The 20,385-nt window shown below is 60.3% G+C and carries 31 protein-coding genes; 2 read left to right on the forward strand and 29 right to left on the reverse strand.

Annotated elements, in window-relative coordinates; all coding sequences use genetic code 11:
* Window positions 1-37 precede the first annotated feature (37 nt).
* Window positions 38-1,690, forward strand: a complete 1,653-nt coding sequence (locus HBO09_RS15715) for a lipase family protein (RefSeq protein WP_262381242.1) — start codon at window positions 38-40, stop codon at window positions 1,688-1,690.
* Window positions 1,691-1,699: 9 nt separating this feature from the next.
* Here the strand turns inward: HBO09_RS15715 and codA are convergent, their stop codons facing one another.
* The 7 genes from codA to HBO09_RS15750 form a co-directional block, all read right to left on the reverse strand.
* Window positions 1,700-2,935, reverse strand: a complete 1,236-nt coding sequence (gene codA, locus HBO09_RS15720) for a cytosine deaminase (RefSeq protein WP_169995022.1) — start codon at window positions 2,933-2,935, stop codon at window positions 1,700-1,702.
* Between the two features lie 28 nt (window positions 2,936-2,963).
* Window positions 2,964-4,166, reverse strand: a complete 1,203-nt coding sequence (locus HBO09_RS15725) for a PucR family transcriptional regulator (protein WP_169995019.1) — start codon at window positions 4,164-4,166, stop codon at window positions 2,964-2,966.
* The gene (gene codB, locus HBO09_RS15730; RefSeq protein ID WP_169995017.1) at window positions 4,163-5,431 is read right to left on the reverse strand and encodes a cytosine permease; all 1,269 of its coding nucleotides are present in this window, start codon (window positions 5,429-5,431) and stop codon (window positions 4,163-4,165) included. The genes HBO09_RS15725 and codB overlap by 4 nt, the downstream gene beginning before the upstream one ends.
* Window positions 5,432-5,636: 205 nt before the next feature.
* Window positions 5,637-6,260, reverse strand: a complete 624-nt coding sequence (locus HBO09_RS15735; protein ID WP_169995015.1) for an NUDIX hydrolase — start codon at window positions 6,258-6,260, stop codon at window positions 5,637-5,639.
* 130 nt (window positions 6,261-6,390) lie between these two features.
* Entirely contained in the window at window positions 6,391-6,747 is a 357-nt protein-coding gene (gene queD, locus HBO09_RS15740; RefSeq protein WP_003190259.1) for a 6-carboxytetrahydropterin synthase QueD, read from the reverse strand.
* A 63-nt stretch (window positions 6,748-6,810) separates the two neighbouring features.
* Entirely contained in the window at window positions 6,811-7,023 is a 213-nt protein-coding gene (locus HBO09_RS15745; RefSeq protein WP_060772666.1) for an AlpA family transcriptional regulator, read from the reverse strand.
* The gene (locus HBO09_RS15750; RefSeq protein ID WP_076964339.1) at window positions 7,020-7,247 is read right to left on the reverse strand and encodes a hypothetical protein; all 228 of its coding nucleotides are present in this window, start codon (window positions 7,245-7,247) and stop codon (window positions 7,020-7,022) included. Before HBO09_RS15750 ends, HBO09_RS15745 begins: the two co-directional genes overlap by 4 nt.
* A gap of 115 nt (window positions 7,248-7,362) precedes the next feature.
* Between HBO09_RS15750 and HBO09_RS15755 the strand changes: the two genes are divergently transcribed.
* A complete protein-coding gene (locus tag HBO09_RS15755) occupies window positions 7,363-7,605 on the forward strand; it encodes a hypothetical protein (protein ID WP_060772936.1) in 243 nt (80 codons plus the stop codon).
* Between the two features lie 35 nt (window positions 7,606-7,640).
* On the opposite strand, the gene HBO09_RS15760 is transcribed toward HBO09_RS15755, so the two are convergent.
* The 22 genes from HBO09_RS15760 to HBO09_RS15865 form a co-directional block, all read right to left on the reverse strand.
* Window positions 7,641-7,907, reverse strand: coding sequence for a hypothetical protein (locus HBO09_RS15760; protein WP_169872163.1), 267 nt, complete (start codon window positions 7,905-7,907; stop codon window positions 7,641-7,643).
* Window positions 7,904-8,557: a hypothetical protein gene (locus tag HBO09_RS15765; RefSeq protein ID WP_169995013.1), complete on the reverse strand. Its 654-nt coding sequence runs from the start codon at window positions 8,555-8,557 to the stop codon at window positions 7,904-7,906. The genes HBO09_RS15760 and HBO09_RS15765 overlap by 4 nt, the downstream gene beginning before the upstream one ends.
* Entirely contained in the window at window positions 8,557-8,952 is a 396-nt protein-coding gene (locus HBO09_RS15770; protein WP_169995011.1) for an HNH endonuclease, read from the reverse strand. The genes HBO09_RS15765 and HBO09_RS15770 overlap by 1 nt, the downstream gene beginning before the upstream one ends.
* Window positions 8,953-9,033: 81 nt before the next feature.
* Window positions 9,034-9,615 carry a hypothetical protein gene (locus HBO09_RS15775; protein ID WP_169995009.1) on the reverse strand — a complete coding sequence of 194 codons (582 nt, stop codon included), beginning with the start codon at window positions 9,613-9,615 and terminating at the stop codon, window positions 9,034-9,036.
* A gap of 10 nt (window positions 9,616-9,625) precedes the next feature.
* A complete protein-coding gene (locus HBO09_RS15780) occupies window positions 9,626-10,183 on the reverse strand; it encodes a hypothetical protein (protein ID WP_169995007.1) in 558 nt (185 codons plus the stop codon).
* A 207-nt stretch (window positions 10,184-10,390) separates the two neighbouring features.
* Window positions 10,391-11,347 carry a DNA cytosine methyltransferase gene (locus HBO09_RS15785; protein WP_169995005.1) on the reverse strand — a complete coding sequence of 319 codons (957 nt, stop codon included), beginning with the start codon at window positions 11,345-11,347 and terminating at the stop codon, window positions 10,391-10,393.
* Between the two features lie 45 nt (window positions 11,348-11,392).
* Window positions 11,393-12,550, reverse strand: a complete 1,158-nt coding sequence (locus HBO09_RS15790; protein WP_169995003.1) for an RNA-directed DNA polymerase — start codon at window positions 12,548-12,550, stop codon at window positions 11,393-11,395.
* 211 nt (window positions 12,551-12,761) lie between these two features.
* A complete protein-coding gene (locus tag HBO09_RS15795; protein ID WP_169995001.1) occupies window positions 12,762-13,115 on the reverse strand; it encodes a four helix bundle protein in 354 nt (117 codons plus the stop codon).
* 57 nt (window positions 13,116-13,172) lie between these two features.
* Window positions 13,173-13,766: a DUF1566 domain-containing protein gene (locus HBO09_RS15800; protein WP_169994999.1), complete on the reverse strand. Its 594-nt coding sequence runs from the start codon at window positions 13,764-13,766 to the stop codon at window positions 13,173-13,175.
* Between the two features lie 120 nt (window positions 13,767-13,886).
* A complete protein-coding gene (locus tag HBO09_RS15805) occupies window positions 13,887-14,363 on the reverse strand; it encodes a hypothetical protein (protein ID WP_169994997.1) in 477 nt (158 codons plus the stop codon).
* Window positions 14,364-14,420: 57 nt separating this feature from the next.
* Window positions 14,421-15,023 (reverse strand): hypothetical protein, encoded by a 603-nt coding sequence (locus HBO09_RS15810; RefSeq protein ID WP_169994995.1) that lies wholly within the window; start codon window positions 15,021-15,023, stop codon window positions 14,421-14,423.
* On the reverse strand, window positions 15,020-15,637 hold the full coding sequence (locus HBO09_RS15815; protein ID WP_169994993.1) for a lambda exonuclease family protein: 618 nt from the start codon (window positions 15,635-15,637) through the stop codon (window positions 15,020-15,022). The genes HBO09_RS15810 and HBO09_RS15815 overlap by 4 nt, the downstream gene beginning before the upstream one ends.
* Window positions 15,621-16,403: an ERF family protein gene (locus HBO09_RS15820; protein WP_169994991.1), complete on the reverse strand. Its 783-nt coding sequence runs from the start codon at window positions 16,401-16,403 to the stop codon at window positions 15,621-15,623. The genes HBO09_RS15815 and HBO09_RS15820 overlap by 17 nt, the downstream gene beginning before the upstream one ends.
* 10 nt (window positions 16,404-16,413) lie before the next feature.
* Window positions 16,414-17,577: a hypothetical protein gene (locus HBO09_RS15825; protein ID WP_169994989.1), complete on the reverse strand. Its 1,164-nt coding sequence runs from the start codon at window positions 17,575-17,577 to the stop codon at window positions 16,414-16,416.
* A 161-nt stretch (window positions 17,578-17,738) separates the two neighbouring features.
* A complete protein-coding gene (locus HBO09_RS15830) occupies window positions 17,739-17,888 on the reverse strand; it encodes a hypothetical protein (RefSeq protein ID WP_169994987.1) in 150 nt (49 codons plus the stop codon).
* The gene (locus HBO09_RS15835; RefSeq protein WP_169994985.1) at window positions 17,885-18,121 is read right to left on the reverse strand and encodes a hypothetical protein; all 237 of its coding nucleotides are present in this window, start codon (window positions 18,119-18,121) and stop codon (window positions 17,885-17,887) included. Before HBO09_RS15835 ends, HBO09_RS15830 begins: the two co-directional genes overlap by 4 nt.
* Window positions 18,118-18,414 carry a hypothetical protein gene (locus HBO09_RS15840; protein ID WP_169994983.1) on the reverse strand — a complete coding sequence of 99 codons (297 nt, stop codon included), beginning with the start codon at window positions 18,412-18,414 and terminating at the stop codon, window positions 18,118-18,120. The genes HBO09_RS15835 and HBO09_RS15840 overlap by 4 nt, the downstream gene beginning before the upstream one ends.
* Before the next feature lie 21 nt (window positions 18,415-18,435).
* On the reverse strand, window positions 18,436-18,708 hold the full coding sequence (locus HBO09_RS15845) for a hypothetical protein (RefSeq protein WP_169994981.1): 273 nt from the start codon (window positions 18,706-18,708) through the stop codon (window positions 18,436-18,438).
* Window positions 18,709-18,720: 12 nt separating this feature from the next.
* The gene (locus HBO09_RS15850; protein WP_169994979.1) at window positions 18,721-18,972 is read right to left on the reverse strand and encodes a hypothetical protein; all 252 of its coding nucleotides are present in this window, start codon (window positions 18,970-18,972) and stop codon (window positions 18,721-18,723) included.
* A 21-nt stretch (window positions 18,973-18,993) separates the two neighbouring features.
* On the reverse strand, window positions 18,994-19,254 hold the full coding sequence (locus tag HBO09_RS15855; RefSeq protein ID WP_169994977.1) for a hypothetical protein: 261 nt from the start codon (window positions 19,252-19,254) through the stop codon (window positions 18,994-18,996).
* Between the two features lie 104 nt (window positions 19,255-19,358).
* Complete coding sequence (locus HBO09_RS15860) at window positions 19,359-19,718, reverse strand: hypothetical protein (RefSeq protein WP_169994975.1); 360 nt, start codon at window positions 19,716-19,718, stop codon at window positions 19,359-19,361.
* A 404-nt stretch (window positions 19,719-20,122) separates the two neighbouring features.
* On the reverse strand, window positions 20,123-20,284 hold the full coding sequence (locus tag HBO09_RS15865) for a hypothetical protein (RefSeq protein ID WP_169877739.1): 162 nt from the start codon (window positions 20,282-20,284) through the stop codon (window positions 20,123-20,125).
* Window positions 20,285-20,385 lie beyond the last annotated feature (101 nt).

A 20,385-nucleotide genomic window follows, 5' to 3' on the forward strand; every position in this document is an offset into this window, starting at 1 on the left:
CCGGTCTTATTCCCCCCGACGCCATGCCCTGAAAATGATGGCCGACCTTGGATTCGGCCCACCGCAGCCTGCATTGTCGGGTGTGGTGCTGTTCCCCAACCAGCACAGCGTGCTGGAAGTCCGACCCTTGCGAGCGTTACGCCCGATGCTGTCCAGCGAGGATGGGTTCTGTGCCTTGAACCTGTACCAACTGGCATTGATGGCGACCTTGAGTTACTGCCGTTTTGGCCAGGAGCCGGCAACCCAGCCGCAAGATGAAGTCCGTTTCCCCCTGGACCCCAGCATCGGCCATCTGTTTGCTGAAAAACTCTCGGGGTATGAGCAAGCCTGGAGGGTCGACGCAGGGCAAGTACAACGGTTTTACCCGCTGTATGAGGAAGTCGCCTATTCCCGGCGTTTCGAGATCCTGCCCTTCGATCCCCAGTTGTATCCGCAAAACAGCCCGAAGCTTTTGGGTGAGCAGGAGCATCCGGCGAACCTGCACTTTTTCGATGATGAAGAGCAGGGTACTGATACCCAGGCCTTTATCAGCCATCACGATGAGGTTGTGCTGATTTCGGTACGGGGTACGGCCAGTGCCGCTGATGGCCTGCGTGATGCAAACGCCCACCAGGTGCCGTTCGCGGACGGCATCGGCAAGGCCCATGAAGGTTTTTATCAGGCCTATCGTGCCATGCGCGAATTCGTGCTGCGCTACCTCGATCAGTTCTACAGCGGGCAACGCATCGTGATCTGCGGCCATAGCCTGGGAGGGGCAATCGCCCTGCTGCTGGCAGAGGGACTGCGTCGGGTCAAAGATGCCGACTACAACGTGCTCCTATACACCTACGGTGCTCCACGCGCTGCCGACGCCGAATTTACCGGGGGCGCGGCTGATCTGGTGCATCACCGTATCGTCAACCACAATGACCCGGTTCCCAGCGTGCCGGCACCGTGGATGAACACCACAGCCAAACTCTGGGTTCCGGGCGCGGTGACCTTGTTCAGCGCTCCCGCGCCTGCAGGCCTGCTGTTTGCGGCAGGCCTGGTACGTATCGGTGGCAATCCTTACTGGCACCACGGTGAGCAACAACACTTCATGCCGATCCTGCTCCCGGACGGAGCGCATTCATCGGTGCTGTGGAAGCCGGGATGTGAGTCTCTGGAGGAGGTGGGATGCAATCGCGCCTTGTACCTGAACGGAGACATGCCCGAGCGCGATAACCTGATCAAGCAACTGTTCCAGGCCAGCCAACACTTCATGGTCAGCAGCTACGTGCCGGCAGCCTGGGCTACCTTGCGTCGCTGGCAACAAACCCTGGATAACCGCGGCTCCCTCGTGACGGCGCGGGAATACGCATTGATCGATCACGCCCTGGGCACCATGGGACGCCAATTGCAGGACAAGCAGCTGGAACTCCACCGTCGCCGGCCGGCGAACGGGCGCAGCTATGAACACTACGATGGCTTGGCCGCTGAAATCGACCGCTTGCAAGTCAGTCGCCAACGCCTGGAAAGCTTGCGCTGGCGACGCCTGCAAGCGCGTGATGTCTATGGCAGCCATGCGCAGGGTGCAAAACTGCCAGCCAGCCTCAAACGCTGGTTCAGCCACCGGGAAAACCGTGAGTTATCACAAGTGGCAAGCATCCCGCCGGCCCCGCATGACGAACATGGCAAAGGCCAGCCGTTGGACCTCGACTCGATCGTTTAGCCAAAGGCTCTAAAAAAAGGCCACCTGCGCCATCTGGCGCTTCATCAACACCTTGCCATTGCGGATCGAATACAGTGCCAGGCCTTGGCTGCGAATGACCTCGTAGTCGCTGTCAGCCGAGAGAATCAGCAGGTTGGCCGGTCGCCCCGGCTCCAGGCCGTAGCGATCGCCCAGGGCCATGGCCTTGGCGCTGTTGTCGGTGACAAGGTCCAGTGCTCTTTGCAGGTTGCTGTAGCCGAGCATATGGCAGATATGCAGCCCGGCTTCGAGTACCCGCAGAATATTGCCGTTGCCCAGTGGGTACCAGGGATCGACGATGGAGTCCTGGCCGAAGCACACGTTCATGCCGGCTTCCAACAGCTCGTTGACCCGGGTCACGCCCCGGCGTTTCGGGAAACTGTCGAAACGGCCCTGTAAGTGAATGCTTTCGGTGGGGCAGGAAACAAAGCTGATGCCAGAGTGCCCCAACAGACGGAACAGTTTTGCGCAGTAGGCATTGTCGTAGGAGCCCATAGCCGTGGTGTGGCTGGCGGTGACCCGGTTGCCCATGTCGCGACTGCGGGCCTCTTCGGCCAGTACCTCGAGAAAACGCGAGTGCGGGTCGTCGGTTTCATCGCAATGCACGTCGACCAGGCAGCCCGTGCGTTCGGCCAGGTCCATGAGGAACTTGACCGAGCTCACCCCTTGGTCGCGGGTGTATTCGAAATGGGGAATGCCACCCACCACATCGGCGCCGAGGCGAATGGCTTCTTCCATCAGTTCACGGCCATTGCGGTAGGACTCGATGCCTTCCTGGGGGAATGCCACGATCTGCAGGTCGATCAGGTGGCTGCTCTCCTGGCGCACTTCGAGCATAGCCTTGAGCGCCGTCAAGTCCGGGTCGGTGACGTCCACGTGGGTGCGCACATGCTGGATACCATGGGCCGCCAGGGCCTGGATGGTCTGTTTGGCGCGGGTCTTGGTGTCTTCCTGGGTGATGGTGGCCTTGCGTTCGCCCCAGCATTCGATCCCTTCAAACAGCGTCCCGCTCATATTCCAGCGCGGCTCGCCGGCAGTGAGGGTGGCATCAAGGTGGATATGCGGCTCGACAAAGGGCGGTACCACCAGGTTACCCGCGGCATCCAGGTCGTCCGGCCCCATGGGCGGCGTGGCTGTTTGTGGCGTAATACTGGCGATCCGGCCATGTTCCAGGTGCAGATCATGCAGGCCTTCACGGTTGCGCAGGCGGGCATTGATGATATGCATGGGCAAGTTCCTCTTGGGCAAAAAGCAATCAGGCAGACAGCCGCCAGATCATCAGCGCGACGCCGATGTCCAGACGGTCATTGGGATTGTCCAGCGACAGCCCGCACAGGGCCTCGATACGCTGGACGCGATGAGTCAGGGTGTTGCGGTGGACCGCCAACCGCTGGGCAGCAGCCACAAGATTACCATTGTCCAGGAACCAGGCTTGCAGGGTCGGCATCAGGCTGGGGCTGTGGCGCTGGTCATGGCGCAGCAGCGGCCCCAGACGCTCATGGAGGAACTGGTCGAGCAGCCCGCGATCGCGTACTGCGCTCAGTAGTTTCAGCACCCCTAGCTCATCGTAGACACAGACCCCGGCATGCTCGCCAAAGCGCCGGGCGACCACCAATGCCTGGCGAGCTTCGTCCAGGGCCTGGGCGAGGCCGGCGGGTGGATGTTTTGCCGCGCTCAAGCCGATGCATAGCTTCAGCGGGGCCAGGCGCAGGTTCAACGGCCTCAACCAATTTGCCAGGCTTTGCCGGTGATCATCGGTGGCCGGCAGCAGCAAGGTCCATTGCCCAGCCCTGCCGAGTACGGGTAGGGGTGAGGGATGCTCGGCAGCGAACTGGTGCAATCGGCGGGTAATGGCCTCGTGCTGGCGGGCCAGTTGTGCTTCGGCCTCGCCAGCCACGGTTTGCGCAAATAACGCGTCGCCACCCTCCAGTTGCAACTGCGCCACTTGCCAGTGTCCGGCCAGCGGCATACCCAGTTGGCTGGCGCGATGCAATAGCAGGTCGAGGGATTGGTAGTCCCCCGCCAACAGGCGTTCCAGCACCTCATGCCTCGAACGCCCCAACTGCTCGGACTCGATCAGCGCGGAGCCAATGGCCTGGGTCACCAGCACCATTTTCAGCGAGTACGGTTGTTCGATCAGAGGCATCCCGGCGGCGTCGGCGGCTTGCAGCAACCCCGGGGCAATCCCCTGGATGTAATCCGGGCCGGTCAGGATCACCAGGCCGGCGACGCGCCGCGAGCAGGCTTCGTCCAGCAGACGCAGGAGGTTGGCCTCATCACGCGGGTGGTTGATGCCGGTGATGAACACCAGCTCGCCGCCCAGCACCCACTCTGCAATGCCGCTGTTCTCGGCCACATAAGGCCAGCGCACGCCATTGTCCAGGCCTGCGCGACCGGCCCGCAGGGTCATGGATTCCAGCCCCGGCAGGGCCAGCACATCCGCTACGGTCAGGCTCATGCCTGGGCGTCAGCCAATGGCACCCGCACCCGCAGGACGGCGGTAAGCAAGATGTAGGTGGCAGCCGCGGCGACAATCCCCACCAGGGGCGCGACCCACGGCGAACTGAACGCCAGCACCGTACCGACTGCATAGGCAATCAGCCCCGGCCAATTGAACGCTGGCAAACGCACCTCCGCCAGCCGAGGGTACTGACCGCGATAGCGGTAGAAGAAGTCGGCCATGATCACCCCGCCGATCGGTGGAATCACGGTGCCCAGCAAAATCAGATAGGGCACCAGCATGTCGTACATGCCCAGCAAGGCGAGCAGGGTGCCGATCACGGCACCGACCAGCGTGACAGTCTTGCGGCGTTTGGTGCGCAGCAGGTTGCAGCCGGCGACAGCGAAGTTGTAGATGGTGTTGTCCTGGGTACTCCAGATATTGAGCAGCAGCATGGCCATCGCAGCCATGGCGAAACCTTGCAGCAGCAACACTTCCACCACGTCCGGTTGTTGATAGACGATAGCGCCGTAGGCCCCAATCAGCACCATCAGGCCGTTGCCGATAAAAAAGCCAATCAGGCTGGCCAGGACTGCCACCTTGGCCGAGCGGGAAAAGCGCGTCCAGTTGGTGGCCTGGGTTGCACCACTGACAAAGGTGCCGAATACCAGGGTAATGGCCGTGGACAAATCCAACGCACCGCTGGGCACCACGGCGAGCAAACCTTCTAGCCCCCCGACTTTTACCGTGGCCACCCACATCGACAGCAGCAACAGCAGGCCCATGGCCGGGACCGCGATGTAAGAGAGGATTTCCAGGCCACGATAGCCCACGTAGGCCGTGGCGCAGAACACCAGGCCGAACACAACCATCAGCGCCAGCACGCTGCCCTGGCCCAGGTCGAAATATTTGCCCAGTACCACGGCTGCCGTGGCTGTGCCCCAGGCGTACCAGCCTATCTGGGTGAAACCCAGGATCAGGTCACTCAACTTGCTACCCACTTCGCCAAAGCAGAACCGCCCCATCAACACTGAGTTCAAGCCGCTCTTGAAGGCGATGTAACCCAGGCCTGCGGCGTAGATACCCAACAGCAGGTTACCCAGGGCCACGACACCGAGCATCTGGGTAAAACTGAAGGCCACCCCCAGCTTGCCGCCGGCGAACATGGTCGCGGTAAAAAAGGTGAAGCCCAGCAACACCATGGCCGTGGAGCCAAGGCCCTTGCGTGCATGCATGGGCACTTCGCTGAGAGGGTAATCGTTGCCCGGTTCGTTCTGCGTCATGTGCCGTTCCCCTGTGAGTGACCCAGGGCCTATTGCAGCGGGCGTGCCAACTGCAGGGCAGTGACGGCTGCACGGTGGGCGCTGTGCAGGTTGCACACAATTCAGGGGGTGGCGGGGCAGGAAGAGGGGATTGCTTGTTGGTTGTGCCCAGTCAGGCGCGAAAGCGGTGCAGCGGTGATACAAATTGGATCACCGTGCCGGGGTGTCAGTCGAACAGGGTCTGGGTGATTTCGCCGCGGTGAAAGGCGAAGGCTGCTTCAAGATCACTCTCGATGGTGCGGCCGCGTGACAGGGGCGGGAGTTCGTCGAGGCGGAAGAAGCCGACGTCGGTGGTTTCCAGCCCAGCCGTGGGAGCGGACTGATCGGTTCGTTCACAGAGGAAGTACAACTTGTAGAAGTCCCTGACATCGGGCGTATACAAGCCTTTGGCCTTGTGAGTAACGCTGTAGAGCGCTTGTGCGGTGACAGTCAGTCCGGCTTCTTCGTGAATTTCTTTGATCACGTTCTCGGCGGCAGACAACCCAACATCCGCAAATCCACCGGGGAGCGCCCAGCATCCATCGGTTGCTTCGCGCACCAGCAGGATACGGTCGCCCTCTATCACTGCGCCTCTTACGTCAATCAATGGGGTCGAGTAGCGTTGGGCGAAGTCCGAGACTAGGCCAGTAATGCTTTCCAGAGGAACGTTACCCAACTGTGCGAGCATCGAATGAGCGATCTGGGCAATTTCCTCAAGGTGCTCGCGGTCAAATTCATTCTTGCAAAAGTGCAACGCGGTGGAGGCCAATGCCTGCAGGCGCTTGGCCTGTGCCAGCCAGGTGGATTCCATGATTTGGCTCCTTGAATTGCGGCGAAGTTCGGTTTTAATCGCTGTGATCCTTCGAACGCAAACCCTTACGCCGAGGGCGCCTCAAAGATCACCTCGAGCGGCCGTTCAAACAGCCTGGCTATGCAAGGACTTACTCACCGCGATAAATACAGCCACTGGTGCAGGTCTCATGGATACGAATGGCGCTAAGTTCCGGCAGCAACGGCTTCAACTCGTTCCAGATCCACTTGGCCAGCACTTCGCTGGTTGGGTTTTCCAGGCCGGGGATGTCGTTGAGGTAGTTGTGGTCGAGGCGCTCATAGAGCGGCTTGAAAATCGCCTTGATCTCCGAGAAGTCACGGATCCAGCCGGTATGCGGATCAAGGTCGCCGCTCAGGTGGATGGCCACCTTGAAGGAGTGACCATGCAGGCGCCCGCATTTATGGCCTTCGGGGACGTGAGGCAAGCGGTGGGCGGACTCGAAGGTGAATTCTTTGAAAATTTCCACGGTATGACCTGTAAGGCTTGATTTTGGCGGGGTGTATGAGGGTTTCGGTTGCTGGTGTACTGATCAATGTACTGATTGGTCTTCGCTGGGGGTTGTTGCAGCCATCCATTCAGCAATGACTGACTGGCGCCAGGCGACCGAGTTTGGGCCTATTCTAACCTGTTTTGGGAAGGTGCCCTCCCTGATCCTTCTATAAACAGTATTGCGGCCCAGGCCGGTTGTGTGAAGCACCTCATCGAGGCGTAGGAAGCGATCAATGTTTTCTGCTCTGTTCATGACTCTCTCCTTGCGCCCGCTGTAGGCCGCGCTGTCTTGATGATGTGGATGATGAAACCGAAGGTGAGCAGCATCCAGGCGATGGTGCCGGCGAATGCTGCGATCAGGTGTTGGTCGGTACCGGTGGAGAGCAGCTCCGGCACCTGCCAGAAAAACCAGAACGTGGACCCCGCCACGTACAACACGATGGCCGTCAGGAGCAGGGTGAGTTTCGTTGCGTACATGGGGTGTCCTTGCCGCTCTGGGCAGCAGAAGTTGATAGCGAAGTGCCTCGATGGCGAAGGGTGCGAAAAAGAGCTACAAATACTGTTCAACTTGCTCATGTGTCAGGGAGGGCGCGTGTCACACAATCTCGATGTTCCAGTTGTTCACGCCTATCGAGGGCATACGTTGTTTCTCAAGTTCGAATGGAGGCGACCAAACGATGACGTACCCGCATTTGCGAGAATCATCGAGCCGGCAGCCGTTGCTGGGTTGGGGGAAGTCGCCGCCGAGCTGACGGGTCCATGGCCTGATTATCCGGCGGCACTGGGTGATGCGATGGCAGCTGCGGAACGATGGATCGACAGCCAGTTACCCTGAGTTCGCTCACCGGCAGGCATGTAGGGGGATTGGGGTTAGGCTTGTTTGGTGCGGAGGAAGCGCCGGCACTGGCATTGCATATCTTCGCAGTGCAGCTCACCAACCCATTCAGGGAATTGGTCGCCTTCGAAGCGCTCAATGCGGGAGTGGTTGAACCCGCTTCGCTTCACATCTTTCACAAAGCGCTGCAGGTCTTTGGCGTTGTCATCGCGATCCGGGCTATCCCATCGACTCATTACAAGGAGGCCACAATCTGTCTTTCCGTGGTCCATCCAGCCGAGACTCTTCGGGGAATCGCTCATGGCGTCACCCGCTTGAACTCGACCACCCAGACCCACGGGTTGGCGTCCCAGTTGCCGCCGACGGATTGCCAGAGATCGCGGAAGGCGGGCACCGGGTAATTGTGGCAGGCGCCACCTTCGTCGCTCGCGCACCACTCGCGTAGCGGACCTCGGTGAACTCCCTCGGCCGCCGCCTGCTCGTAGGTGATGTCCTGCAACCGCTCGACGCGCACGTCGGTGATCTCCAGCAGGATGCGACACGCGGCTCGTGGCATGTGGATGCTGGGTTTGAACTTCAAGCCGAAGTCTTTCCTTGCCTCGTCGCTGTGTGACCCAGGGCGGCAATCGGCAGCGTAAGCGTATCGCTGAAGCGGCCCGTCCGGGTCTGGTCGATGCTCAACACCAGTGCCGCGCAGATCAATGAATGTCTCGCGCACCCATAGCCGGTCGCCGGGCTTGCCATAGGGGCAGCAGCCGTTGACGAAGTGCTTGGTCATGGGTTTGCCGTAACCGTCCTGGCCGTAGTTGGAGCTCCCTACGCAGAAATTGCCGCTGGCATCGACATGCGGCTGAACCTTGATTGCCCGCCGCGTCACCGTCTTCCGGCCTTCCAGGATGGCGCGCACCATCGGCGCCGAGAACAGGATGGGGCGTTCTTTGGTCGTGGTCATTAGTTCACCTTCTCGAAGTGGAACACCACCGGCGCGCCGGTCTCGGCGACCAGTCCGTACGACTTGGCCAGGCGGTAGATTGGGTGGTAGCTGTTGAGGGAGTTGATGTGCCCGGCGATCCAGCTGCGCCAGCCTTCCAGGGTTTGGCCGCCTTTGCTGATGTTGCAGGGCGCGCAGGCCGGCATCATGTTCTCCAGCACGTCATGCTCGGGTCGCAGTGGCTTGCCAGACACCAGCTTCCAGGTGCCGGCGGTGGTCTGCTTTGAAAGCAGCTCGCGCACCACTGGAGCGAGGTGGTCGGCGTGCCACCGGTCACCCAGCAGCACACCGCAGTAGGCGCAGTGCCCGCCGTACTTCAAGCGCACTTGCTCGCGCTCAGCTTTCTTCAGGCGCATAGGGATCCTTGCCGCTATAGCGGCTGACTTTGAAGGGGGAGGGGTTACAGGTTTTGCGGGTGGAGTACGGATGTACTCCTGTCAGGTTTTGGCTGACTCAGCATTTACGGCCAGGCCAGATACGGCCTTGCTGTAGATGAACTTGATCTGATCCCACGGGATGGTGTGTTTCTGCCCGTACTCGCCTTCACCATCGCAGATTGAGCAACCTTCGGTTGGTTCTTCAAGCTCGCAGCATTCAGGGCATTCTTTGGTGACAAGCAGCTTGAACTCGCCGAGCAGCAAGGCTTTTGCGCCATTCTCAGCGGTAAGTTGGCGGGGCATGATGCAGTATCCATCGGGCACCACCTCTACGGGCGCTGGCTGCTCGGCCATGACCGATATTTCACCGATAGCTAGGGTCGCAATCTCAAAGGGCTTTTCGTATATAGCTGACGCCTTGACCACCTCATTGAGGGCGTCCACGGCGTAGGCCAGCCGCGCTTCCAGCTCACGAACCCGCTTCGTTCGCCGGGAAACCGCAGCACTGAGATCATCAATGGTTTGATCCGCCGTGTTCAGGCTCAACTGCAGGCCATCACGCTCCCTGACCGCGATCGCGTGCTTGCCGCGCCAGTGCAGCACTGCGTCCAGTTCTTCAACCGATTGAATTACTTTGCTCATGCTTAGAACCTCAATTGTCTGTGCCGGTGTAGGTGCGCCACGGCACCTTCACGCCGTTGACCAGAAAGCCCCAGTTACCACGCCACTTGCTGGTGATGAAGAGGGTGTAGACGCCGCCGGGCGATAGCTCGTCGATCCGGTGGTACTCGCCGTGGTTGAGCCGAGCGGTGTTGCCGGCGTGACGGTCGATGTATTCGGTCGCCTGGGCGCCGGACGGCACGTTAAGACCGGATAGCACAGGGTCTTCATGATCGAGCAACCGCTGCTCGGTGTACCAACCTCGCAGGATTATGGTGCGGGCGTTCCATGGGTGGTCGTGCAGGTCCCGGTCTTCGTCGGGCCGCATGATGTGGTGGATGCGGAACGACCACGGGCACCACCACAGCGCTGGCTTGTGCGTTTCGCGGGAGTAGGGGTTGAACAGCCACCAGCGGCCCATGTACATCTCGGCGCCGTCGGCGGACATGATGTGCAGGTATGGGGTGCGCTGGGCACGGGCGATGAGCCAGGCGGCAACCGCCGGGCGTGCAAGCAGCTTGGCGACCAGGCGCCAGAACAGGTTGATCACGGGGAGTCCTTGCCGGGCCATGCCCGGGCGGTGGAGTGGGGGGGGATGGAAAAAGCCCAAGAGGAATGGCAGTGCTGGGCTTGAATTAATGGGGCACCTATAGCTAAGAAAAAATCCTTGGTGCTTCTCTTCCTTAAGGTGCCCCCATGAAACTATTGATACTGGTAATTGAACTGATGGCTGCTCTGGTCAACTTGGCCGACTCGCTCAGCCGATCCGGCTGGTTTTGAGTTGGTGCAGAAGTCGCCGGCCGATCCAGCGAACCACGGTGACGGCCTTGCTGTTGCCGATCGCCTTGTAGCGGGGGCCATCCGGGCATTCGCTGGCACACTTTCCGCGCCAGGGAATCAGGGTGTAGTCGTCGGGAAAGCCTTGGCAGCGCTCCCATTCGATCACACTGGTTCGCCGGACGCCTTCGCACTCCAGTACATATGCCTCTCGATCATCGAGAGAGCCTCCCCCTTGTGCCGTGAGAGTAGGGTGAAGTGCAAACTCCGCCGACCGTCCCGGCGGGCTATCCCTGCGAGTGCTTTCGCGCTCAAAAAGTACCTCGGTGGGATCGAACCCGTCTCGAGCACTTGCGACAACGAACACACGACGGCGTCGTTGGGCCAGGCCGAAATATTGGGCGTCCAGGACCCGCCACGCGATTGTTCTTTTGGGTCCATACACACAACCAGCGTCCTGCCATTTCTTCCCTGGAGGCTGCAGCTCGCAGCCTTCCCCAGCAAGCGCGCCAAGAAAGCATCCGAAGGCGTTCCCTTTGTCGCTGAGGACACCGGGGACGTTCTCCCAGACGATGACGCTGGCGGGCTTTCGCTGGCCGGCGCGAACATAGTCAACTGCATCTGCAAGCTCCACGTATTTGATGGTGAGGGCGCCGCGCGGGTCGGTGAGGCCTTCGCGCATGCCGGCGACCGAGAAGGCCTGGCACGGGGTGCCGCCGACCAGCACGTCCGGCGCCGGGATCTTGCCGGCCAGCACCAGGGCCGCCAGCTTGGTCATGTCGCCGTGGTTCGGAACGTCGGGGTAGTGGTGCGCCAGGACCGCCGAGGGGAACGGCTCAATCTCGGCGAACCAGGCGGCGCGCATGCCCAGCGGGTGCCAGGCCTGTGTCGCGGCTTCGATGCCGCTGCACACAGAGCCATAGGTGATATCGGGCATAGGGGATCCTCGCCGGCTGGCGTGATTCGTTGATATGGGGTGGGGTTATTTCTTCTGGTAGGTCTTGGTCAGGTCGGCATTGACGCTGTTGCCGCGCTTCAACACGACACGTGCGAGCGCTGCGCGGTCCGCGTGGCTATGGCTGGCCTGGCTGAGCAGGCCAAAGTAGCTGTTTGCGGTCTCGCGCAGATCCTCGTCGGGCGCTGCGGCGGTGCGCTTCAGTGCCTGGGCCAGTGATCGCTTACGGGTAGTCCGCCGCCAGGGCTTGATGACGTGGCCAACGAAGTCGACGCCACGATCCACGGGCTGCAGGATCGTCTTCGTGGGATTGAGCTTGGCGCCGAGCCTGGGCAGGAACGCTTCGACCTCGGCCAGCCACTGGTTGAGCTGCTGCGGCGACTCATGCAGGAACACGAAGTCATCGACGTACCGGATGTAGTGCTTGGCGCCCAGGCGGTGCTTGGCGAACTGGTCCAGGGCGTCGAGGTAGACGTTCGCGAAGAACTGCGACGACAGGTTGCCGATCGGCAGGCCGAGGTGAGCGGGCTGCGCAACCAGGCGCTTGTGCTGCGGCACCCGATTGAACAGGTGGGCCGGGCTGCGGGTCTCGTAGTCTTCACGCGGGTCGTGCATGAGGATCTGTGTGGACAGGGCCAGCCACCAGGGGTCGGTGATTCTGGCCTCCAGTTGCTTGCGCAGAACTGCCTTGTCGATGGCCACGAAGAAGTTTGCCAGGTCGCACTTGAGGTAGAAGATCGGTTTCGACCAGTTCTGCGAGGCGCTGCGGATCTTCGACTCGAGCCGTGTGGCGGCGTACAGCGTGCCGCGCCCTGGGATGCATGCACAACTGTCCGCTATGAAGCTGGCGTAGAAGCGCGGGGCCACATGGTTGTATAGCAGGTGGTGGACGATGCGATCCCGAAAGGCTGCCGCCCAGACTTCCCGGGCTTTCGGTCGGGTGACCACGAAACAAATGGATCGGCCTGGCCGGTAAGTGCCGGCTATCAGGTCGTCGTACAGCTCCAGCAAGCTGATCTCCATGTCCTTCTCGAACAGTCGAGCACTTGCGGAGTTCCGCTTGTTGCATCGGCAGTCGTAGTAAGCCTGGACGAGATCCTCGAACTGGAAGGGAGCAACACTTAAATCTGCGGACAGGGCGCGCGAGCCGCTCGTTGTTCTTGTCGTTGTTGTTGAGCCAGCCATCTTCAAAGTCCATGTTGTAGGCGTTGTTGGCGGAGCGCTGCGACCTGTCGAGCTATCTACATCGCCAAACCGAAGGCAGTGCCGATCAGCTTGGAAACTGCGCGAGACCTACGCGGACGCTTTAGACCGGCGGTATCTGTTGTGCGCATGGCGGTGACCAGAGGTCAGCGGCTCGACCAGATTTGGCGCACAGGCAAGAGGGCCTTGACCCTCAAGCAGCGGGCGCGGTTGCGGATTTCTTCCAGGCATTTGCCTGGCGGCCAACTGAGGCCGTCATCATCATTGCCTTGGCGTGCTGCCCCTTGCTGATCAACCCTCTGTTGGTGAGGGCGCGCAGCAGGTAGTTGAGCATCCAGATGCTTTCCAGAAGCATATTAATGTGGGGTAGCTTGTCCCTGGTCATATTGGCTCGCCCGATTAGGACCAGCACTTCCAGGCACTCATCCCGAATTTTTTCTCCGGCTAATCGCTTGAGGTCGCGCGGAATATTGCGCACCAGATCAAGCGAAAATCCGAACAACTCTTCCGCCACCTTGTGGATTTCCAACTCCGTGTGCAGCGCCATCCCTGGCCTCCTGAAAAGCGAGGGTGCTATCGCACCCATGAATGAAGAATTGAATGATCAAATAAACTTTCTGCGGACAGGGCGCGCGAGCCGCTCGTAGCCCTTGCCGATGACGTAGAGCCAGCCAACTCCAAAGCCCATGCTGTAGGCGAGGTCGGCGGAGCGCTGCGTGCTGGTCCAGTGGTACGCCTTGCTGAACACCTCGGGAACGGTGATTTCGAGGAAAGAAGCCTCGCGGCGGGCCATCAGGTAGAAGTCCTTGTGCCCATCACGCTCGAAGGTCGCGCAGAACTGGGCGGCCGAGTGATCGTGCTCCCGGTTGCTGTTTGCCAGATACGCGGTATTGGCCTGGCCATCCCATGGAGATTTGGCGCCGTCGAGCTCCTGGCCGTAGCCACCCCACTCATGCGTCGCCTCTGCATCGCTGCCGGTCGGCACGATCAGGTAGTAGAGCTTGTCGCCTCCGGGGAACAGGCCGCCGTTGATGCCGCCTTCGCCGGGCCAGTACTCGCCGATGGCGGGGATGCCGCTTGCCGCAATGGCGGGAGCAGCGGCGATGGCCAGGGTTGCCAGCTTCAGCACCACCCCTTGGTCAGGGCTGCTGATAGTCAGATCACCACGGGTGTACGTGGTCAGTTCACTTGCGCGCATGAGATGCTCCTATGGGCGAGATAAGGGTGCAGGTAGCCGGCGCTTCCCGACAAGCTTCTGGTCTGGGCGCCGTCCTGGCGCTCCCGGGAATCACCTGCGAAAAACGATTGAAGGAATGAATTACTGAATAGGGAGGCTGCGGACAGGGCGCGCGAGCCGCTCGTTGAGCTTGGCGTAGATGTTGAGCCAGCCATCTTCAAAGTCCATGGTGTAGGCGGTGTAGGCGGAGCGCTGCGTACTCAGGTGATGCCAGCGCTCTTCATTCAGCACCACCAGGCCCTCGGCCTTGGCCGCCATCAGTAGCTGGCCTTCCAGGCAAGACGGGATGAAGCCTTCCAGTTCCAGTGCCTTGATGGCGATCACGCTGCCTGCCTCGGCCATGGCGCGGGTGTTGGCTTCACCGTCGCTGTAGCTGCCGGCGCCTTCGATCTCGACGCCGTACTCGCCCCACGGGCCGCTGAGCTCGTCAGGTAGCAGGATCAGGGCGCGCTCCGCACCGTTCAGCCAGTAGCGGGTGACGAACACGCCACCGGCCAGAGGTTGGCCGCGCTCAGGGAGTTCGGAAGCGGCGATTGTTTGCTGTGCTTGCTTGGTCATGGGGTTACTCCGGGTAAGCGCCGCCCTCCGGTTACCGGATGCAGCGAGTAGGGTGGGTTATGCAGCGAATCGGTCGCCGCCTGGCTTCGACAGTGGGTAGTCAATCGCGTGATTTTTGAGAACTCGGGCCAGGGTCTTCGTGTTGATCCCAAGCTTCCCGCAGACCTTGCGGCGGCTGATACCGATCTCCATGAACGCCTTGATTCGTTCTGCCAGTTTGGCGTCTCGATCCGCAAGGGCTTTCATGTGATCGGGATTGCCATGCCTGCCGCGAGGTGACGTTTTGAACTTGAACTTGAATTCGAGCGACATATTCAGCAGCGCTCGGCGACCTATCCCGGTCATCTTGGATACTTCGCCTTGGGTGTGGTGAGGGGCCAACTCCATAACCCTTGCCGCGCGTTGTTTGCGCGCCTCGATCCTTTCTTCAAGCTTGGTATTGGTGGGTTCCGTCAGCGATACAGGCTCAACCCGGCGCCGAACAAACGGCTTGGGCGCAGGCGGCATCTGGTTGCTGTAGGTGATCGGCTTGGGGATGTAGCCGCTGGCCGGGCCTTCTTCAATCCGCCCGCCGGACGCCACAAACTCAGTGACCTGGGCGGCAAGTTCTTCCTGGGCAGGGCGCAGGCGCTCTACTTCGTTATGGAGGATGCTGATCATGCTGCTATCCCCAAGACCCGATTCATCCGGTCATCCAAGATTTCGTAGAATGTGCTGACACGCTCCGACAACTTGCGGATCAGCGCCTCATCCCGGTATGCGCGCTTGATGAACAGTGGCATCCCGGGCCAGTAGCAAACGAAGTCGATCCATTCGCGCTCTGACAGCCACAGGCCGCCCTGGCATTGGGCAACGTGTTCCTTGGGGATATCGCCGGACAGGATCACTTCGACCTGGAATTTAGGGAGCTTGGTTTTGATCTCGGTCAGACCATTGGGGCCCACCAGAGAGTCAGGCGAGTAGCCGGCGCCGTGGTTGAGGATGATCGCGACTTGCTTGGTTTCGACTTCCTCACGCTGCTCGTACAGCTTGCGGGCCACGCCTTCCAGCTCATGCCCGCGCTCGGTGTGGCGGTTGCCCTGGAAGGGGTCGGCAGCCTCACCGGTAATGCGCTCGCCGATCAGGGTGTTCATGTACGTGAATGCCCCGGCGCCGAAACCTGACTCGCCTTTGCCGTTGACCAGCAGACAGTCAAGCTCGGAACAGGTGACGATGCCCAGGCGCAGGGCCAGCCACTCAGGTGAGCCCTGTTCAACCTCAGTGATTATCTGCATCAGTATTCTCCTGAGAGGCGGCATGCTGTGCCGCCGACTTGGTGAGCATGCCCAGCACCTGATCAAACACTGCTTTCTCCACGGATGCTGGGGCGCCATGGATCTTCTTGAATGCCTCCTTGGCCTTGTCGCTGCACTTTTCAAGTAGTGTCGCCAGCTGTGTAGCCTGAGCCGAAGTAACGCGAGGTGTGATCTGCGCCGCCGGTCCGTTGCCGTCATCATCCTCGCCTGTGGTGGTGATGTTCAGCAGCAGTCCGGCGGTGTAGCGCTTGCCGTAGCTGACACTAGATGCCACCGCCTGTACGCCGTTTTTGCTGCCAGTGGCATCTACAGGCAGGACTATTGAGGTCACTTCACGATGCCCGGCACGGTGACTGAGAACACCCTCAACCTCGATGCCTCGCTCGTTGCGCGGCGTGCGAAATGTGATGGCGAACCCGTGTTTCGCCATTACCGGCTTGATCATCTCGTTTACGTCCTCCCAGAGTGCATAGGTGCTCTGGATACGTCCGTTTTTATCCTTGATCCCGCCTCTCTCGCCGATTACGGGCATTTCTTCCTGCATCTGTGCCAATGCTTCGTCGTACAGCTGCTTTGCACTGTGCGCCTGCATGCGCTCATGCATTTCCATTAGGCGTTCAAGCTTGTTGATGTCACAGGAAGGATCGGAAGCCGCACGGCTGATGACAGCCATGATGCTGGTGTCCATTGCGGCCGGCGCGGCTACCTGGCGGCGCGACTCCGGCATGATGATGTCGGTGGACATGCTTGATACCTCAGAATTGAATGGATACGTTCGGCACTTCGCCGCGGGCGATCTTCAGGACGATGGCCTTGGCCAGCTCTTCGCTGATGTTCATGCCGATCAGGGCCTGCTTGGCTTCGCCCAAGATTTTCGATTTGTGCGCTACGTCAGCCTGGCGCTCCTGCTGCTGGCGCAGGATTTCGTCTGCCGCTGCGTTCGCCCGGGCAACCTCATCCAGTCGCGCCTGCTCAACGGCTTCCTCTTGGCGGCGAATGGCCGTAAGCCGGTCTTGCTCGGCGCGCTGTTCAGTGGCAACACGGCTTGCTTCTGCCTGAGCCGCTGCCGTGCGTGCTTGCTCGGCCTGTAGTTCCAGTTGCAGGCGCTGGCGTTCGGCGGCTGCCTCTGCGTCCAGTGCGGCCTGCGCGGCGGCGCGCTGTGTAGCTGCGGCCTGATCCAGCAGTTCCTGTTCTCGGCGGGCTGCGGCATCACGCTCTGCCTGGGCCTGCTGTTCTGCCTGAAGTCGGGCCTGTTCGGCGGCAACACGGGCAATCTCTGCATCGCGGTCGCGCTGGGCCTGGGCCTCTGCCTCGGCGCGGCGCTGTGCCAATTCAGCTTGATCCGCCTCGTACTGTGTGCGCTCGGCCAGAAGGGCGCGCAACTTCGCCAGTGCCTGATCTTTTACCTGGGCAGCTTCTGCCAGAAACTCTTCCCAGCTATCGTCGATTGCAATGGCTTCAAGGTCAGTAATCACGCGGGCAACCACTGACGCCGGCGGCATCTCGCCGAACAGAGCCATATCCTTGATCTGCTGGATGCCATCATTGTGCTTGGCTACCCGCGCATCTTCGGCGGCCTGCCAGTCGTCCAGTGGCTTGCGCACTTCCTTCTGCCACGACTCAAGCGTGTCCCATACGCGCTTGCGCTCGGCGTCGATCAGCTTGGGGATTTCCTTTTGCTTGGCTGAAATCTCTTTACCTACTGCCTCAAGGGCGTTTTTCGATTTAGCGATCTGGTGCGCCATCGAGGCATAAGCCTCACGGCCCTTGCGGGTTGTCAGGTCTGGCAGCACCTTGTTGAATTCATCGACCTTCGCCCGGACCTGTTGAAGCCATGGGTCAAGCCCATTGGCTGTGCTAAACACTGTCAGTGCGGTTTCTTTCGGTGGCACTACTGCCAGTTCTGTTACTGCGGACATGGGGATTCCTTGCCGCGATGCTCGCAGCTATTGAAGGTTTGGGGGTTATTCGGTTATCAGCCCGCCGATAGCGGGGCCCAGGAACAGGACGGCGTAGAAGATCAGGCCGGTGATGAAGAAGGCCCAGCGGATGGCGCGGCGCCTGTGCTGCTGGTGGGTGGTCATGCCTTAACTTCGTAAGCCACGGTCCACTCACCACACATGCAGGCCCGCCGGCTCCAGGCGTGGACGTTCTCGATACCAGCGTCATAGGCCAGCGACAGCGCGCCGTACCAGGTCGAATGAGTAAATGCCAGAGTCATGGTGTTCATGGTGCTGATCTCCCGCGCATATCTGCGATGAATGCTTCTGCCTGGGTCTGATAAAGCCGGTTGTAGCGCTCCTTGTAGTGGGTGAACGCACCGTCATCTATGGCGCCCAGCGCGTAAGCCATTTCCATGGCCATGCTGGTTTCGGCGAACAACTGAGCCGAGGTGTCACCGTTGCGGATGCAGTCGAAGCGGGCGTCGATCATGCCCACGGCTATAACGTTTGCTCTGCTCATGCTGCTTTCCTCCCCATTCGGCGCTTGCGGCCGTCAATCTCGAACCACAGCGCTTTCTCGATCATCGGGACGTATTCCTTGCTCTCGGCAATCACGGCCAGCTCCATCTGGCACACGTCCATAGGAACGCCGTCCTCGTCGTACATCGTTCCCGACACGATCTGAAACTCCAGTTCCCGGCTACCGAAGTAGTCCCAGTCACTATTCCATGTGTTCCAGCTCGGCTTGATGTCCTCGCAATACGTCACCTCCACCTGGAGGACGTACCCTTCAACTATTACTTCGTAAGTCATGGTCGCCTCCAATTGGCGGGGTTATTCGGCTGGCTGGGTGACCACTCGAGTCATCGAGTATTCGTGGTAAGCCGGCTCCTGATCGCGCCAAGTACGCGCCTCGACGTCGATGATTCCATTCGTCCAGACGGTAGTGATCGGGCCGTACTGCGAGTTGCTATTTGTACGAGCCAGGGTGAAGTGTTTCTTTGGCTCGTTTGCCAGCATCCCGGCCATAACGTGGATCAGGTTCAGCATGCGGTAGGCATCACCGCCGTCACGACTATTTGCGTGGATCGGGTTGATATCGCTCATGGCGACCTCCAGTTACTTTTGGGTTGATCTGAAGCGGCGCATGTACCCGCCAGTCAATCGGCGCATCAGCACGGCGTTGCGTTCGTCTTCGTGATACCAGCAGGTCAGCCACTCGCCGCCAATTGAACCGCCGTAATCCATGTACTCGCAGTCGCAGCGGGTTTTGAGCAGTGCCCGGGCCTCGGCAGCACAAGCCGACCTGAGCGTGAGATAGCGCCGACCGCCGCCCTTGTAGATGACAGCCTGCGAGGTAGTGACGGCCATGGCGACCTCCAGTGTTTGGGGTTAGGCGGAACGGGCGGCGAGCATGGCGTCGGCCAGCTGATACGAGGTCTCCGCGATGTGCGCGGCATACTTGGAAAAACCCTGCTCGCGGACGGTCTTTCCGAAGTCCTTTTCACGCTGCATCTGGCCTTGCAGGGCTTGAGCTGCGAAGTAGTCGCGCAGGCTCATGCCTTCTTGAGATCGGTTTTGTTGAGAATCTGAATATTCGCCGTTTTTCGAAAATGGTCTTGCGAACGCCGGTCCGCCGTCGTCTTTGCTCATGACTCTCTCCATTCGTTGGTTCACCTGTATTCGTCAACACTCATGCCTCCCGCTGGTTGCCGATGGGCGCGGGGGAGGAGTGCTGACGGATAAATTGAATTCGTTTAGGCGGCGGGTGCCGATGCCGTTTTGCGGCCTGTCTGCAGGTCAATAGCGTGGGCGTTGTACTGTCTGGCGATGCGCTCGTAATGCTCTTGCAGGGAGCGAAGAGCGCGAGCGAGAGTTGCATCGCTTGCGGTATGCAACCACGGAGCCCGCGTGCCGTAGCCCGCGCTTTTAACTTGATAGCTGATACCGCGATCATCCTCGCGCCGCTCTACGCGCAGAGTCGAAAGGCGGTTAGAGCCGCTGGTTTGAATGCCGGTCGCGATGAACACAACATCCGAATCTTTGCCTTTTTGAACGGTCCAGCTGTAGCCGGGCATGATCTTCACCAGCTCAGTTCTGAATTCTGATCGCTTCATGAATATTTCCCTGATTCTGGGGGGGGGTGAGGCTGACAGGTAGAGGTGAGGCGTAAAAAAGCCCGAACATTGCCCGGGCTTTCGGTGCGACACATAGACCTCCCTACGTGGCGCGGGGTTGGCGATCGATCGCCGTATTTAGTCTCGCTTCATGGCAAACCCTCCGCTGTTCGCTCACTGGGAAGGCAGTGGCCACCTATTGAATTAATCCGCATGTGCGGGCTGCTGCTACCTTTCGGCTCCCTCCCGGCGGGATGTGCAGTGGGCCCCGGGGCTTCCAAATACCTCCAGGGGGACTAGAGGCATTTGTGAAACCAGATGGCTACCTGAATCAGCAGGGAGCCATCTGCACCCGGTCACGCTACTGGCGTCAGGCCGGGGTGGTTCGTCATAGTTGCTGCGGGTTATTCGATTTCGAGGCGAGCAATAGCAGCCCGGTACGCTACTGCGTTATTGCGCTCAAGCTCGGCCTGTTCGTGATTGCCCTCGACCTCGTTGATTGGCGCGTTCTTCTCGCAAATCTCAGCGCTGATGGTCAGTTGGGCGATTGCTGATGCATGCTTCATGGTGTCTCCTTGCTTGGTTGGACTTAGGAGCCCCGCACAGGCAAGCCGTTCATGCGGGAGTGGGGCGCCGCCAGCGCTCGATAACAACCAATTCTGACGGT

This window comes from Pseudomonas sp. WS 5027 (assembly GCF_012985695.1).
In the GTDB taxonomy this organism is placed as follows: domain Bacteria; phylum Pseudomonadota; class Gammaproteobacteria; order Pseudomonadales; family Pseudomonadaceae; genus Aquipseudomonas; species Aquipseudomonas hygromyciniae.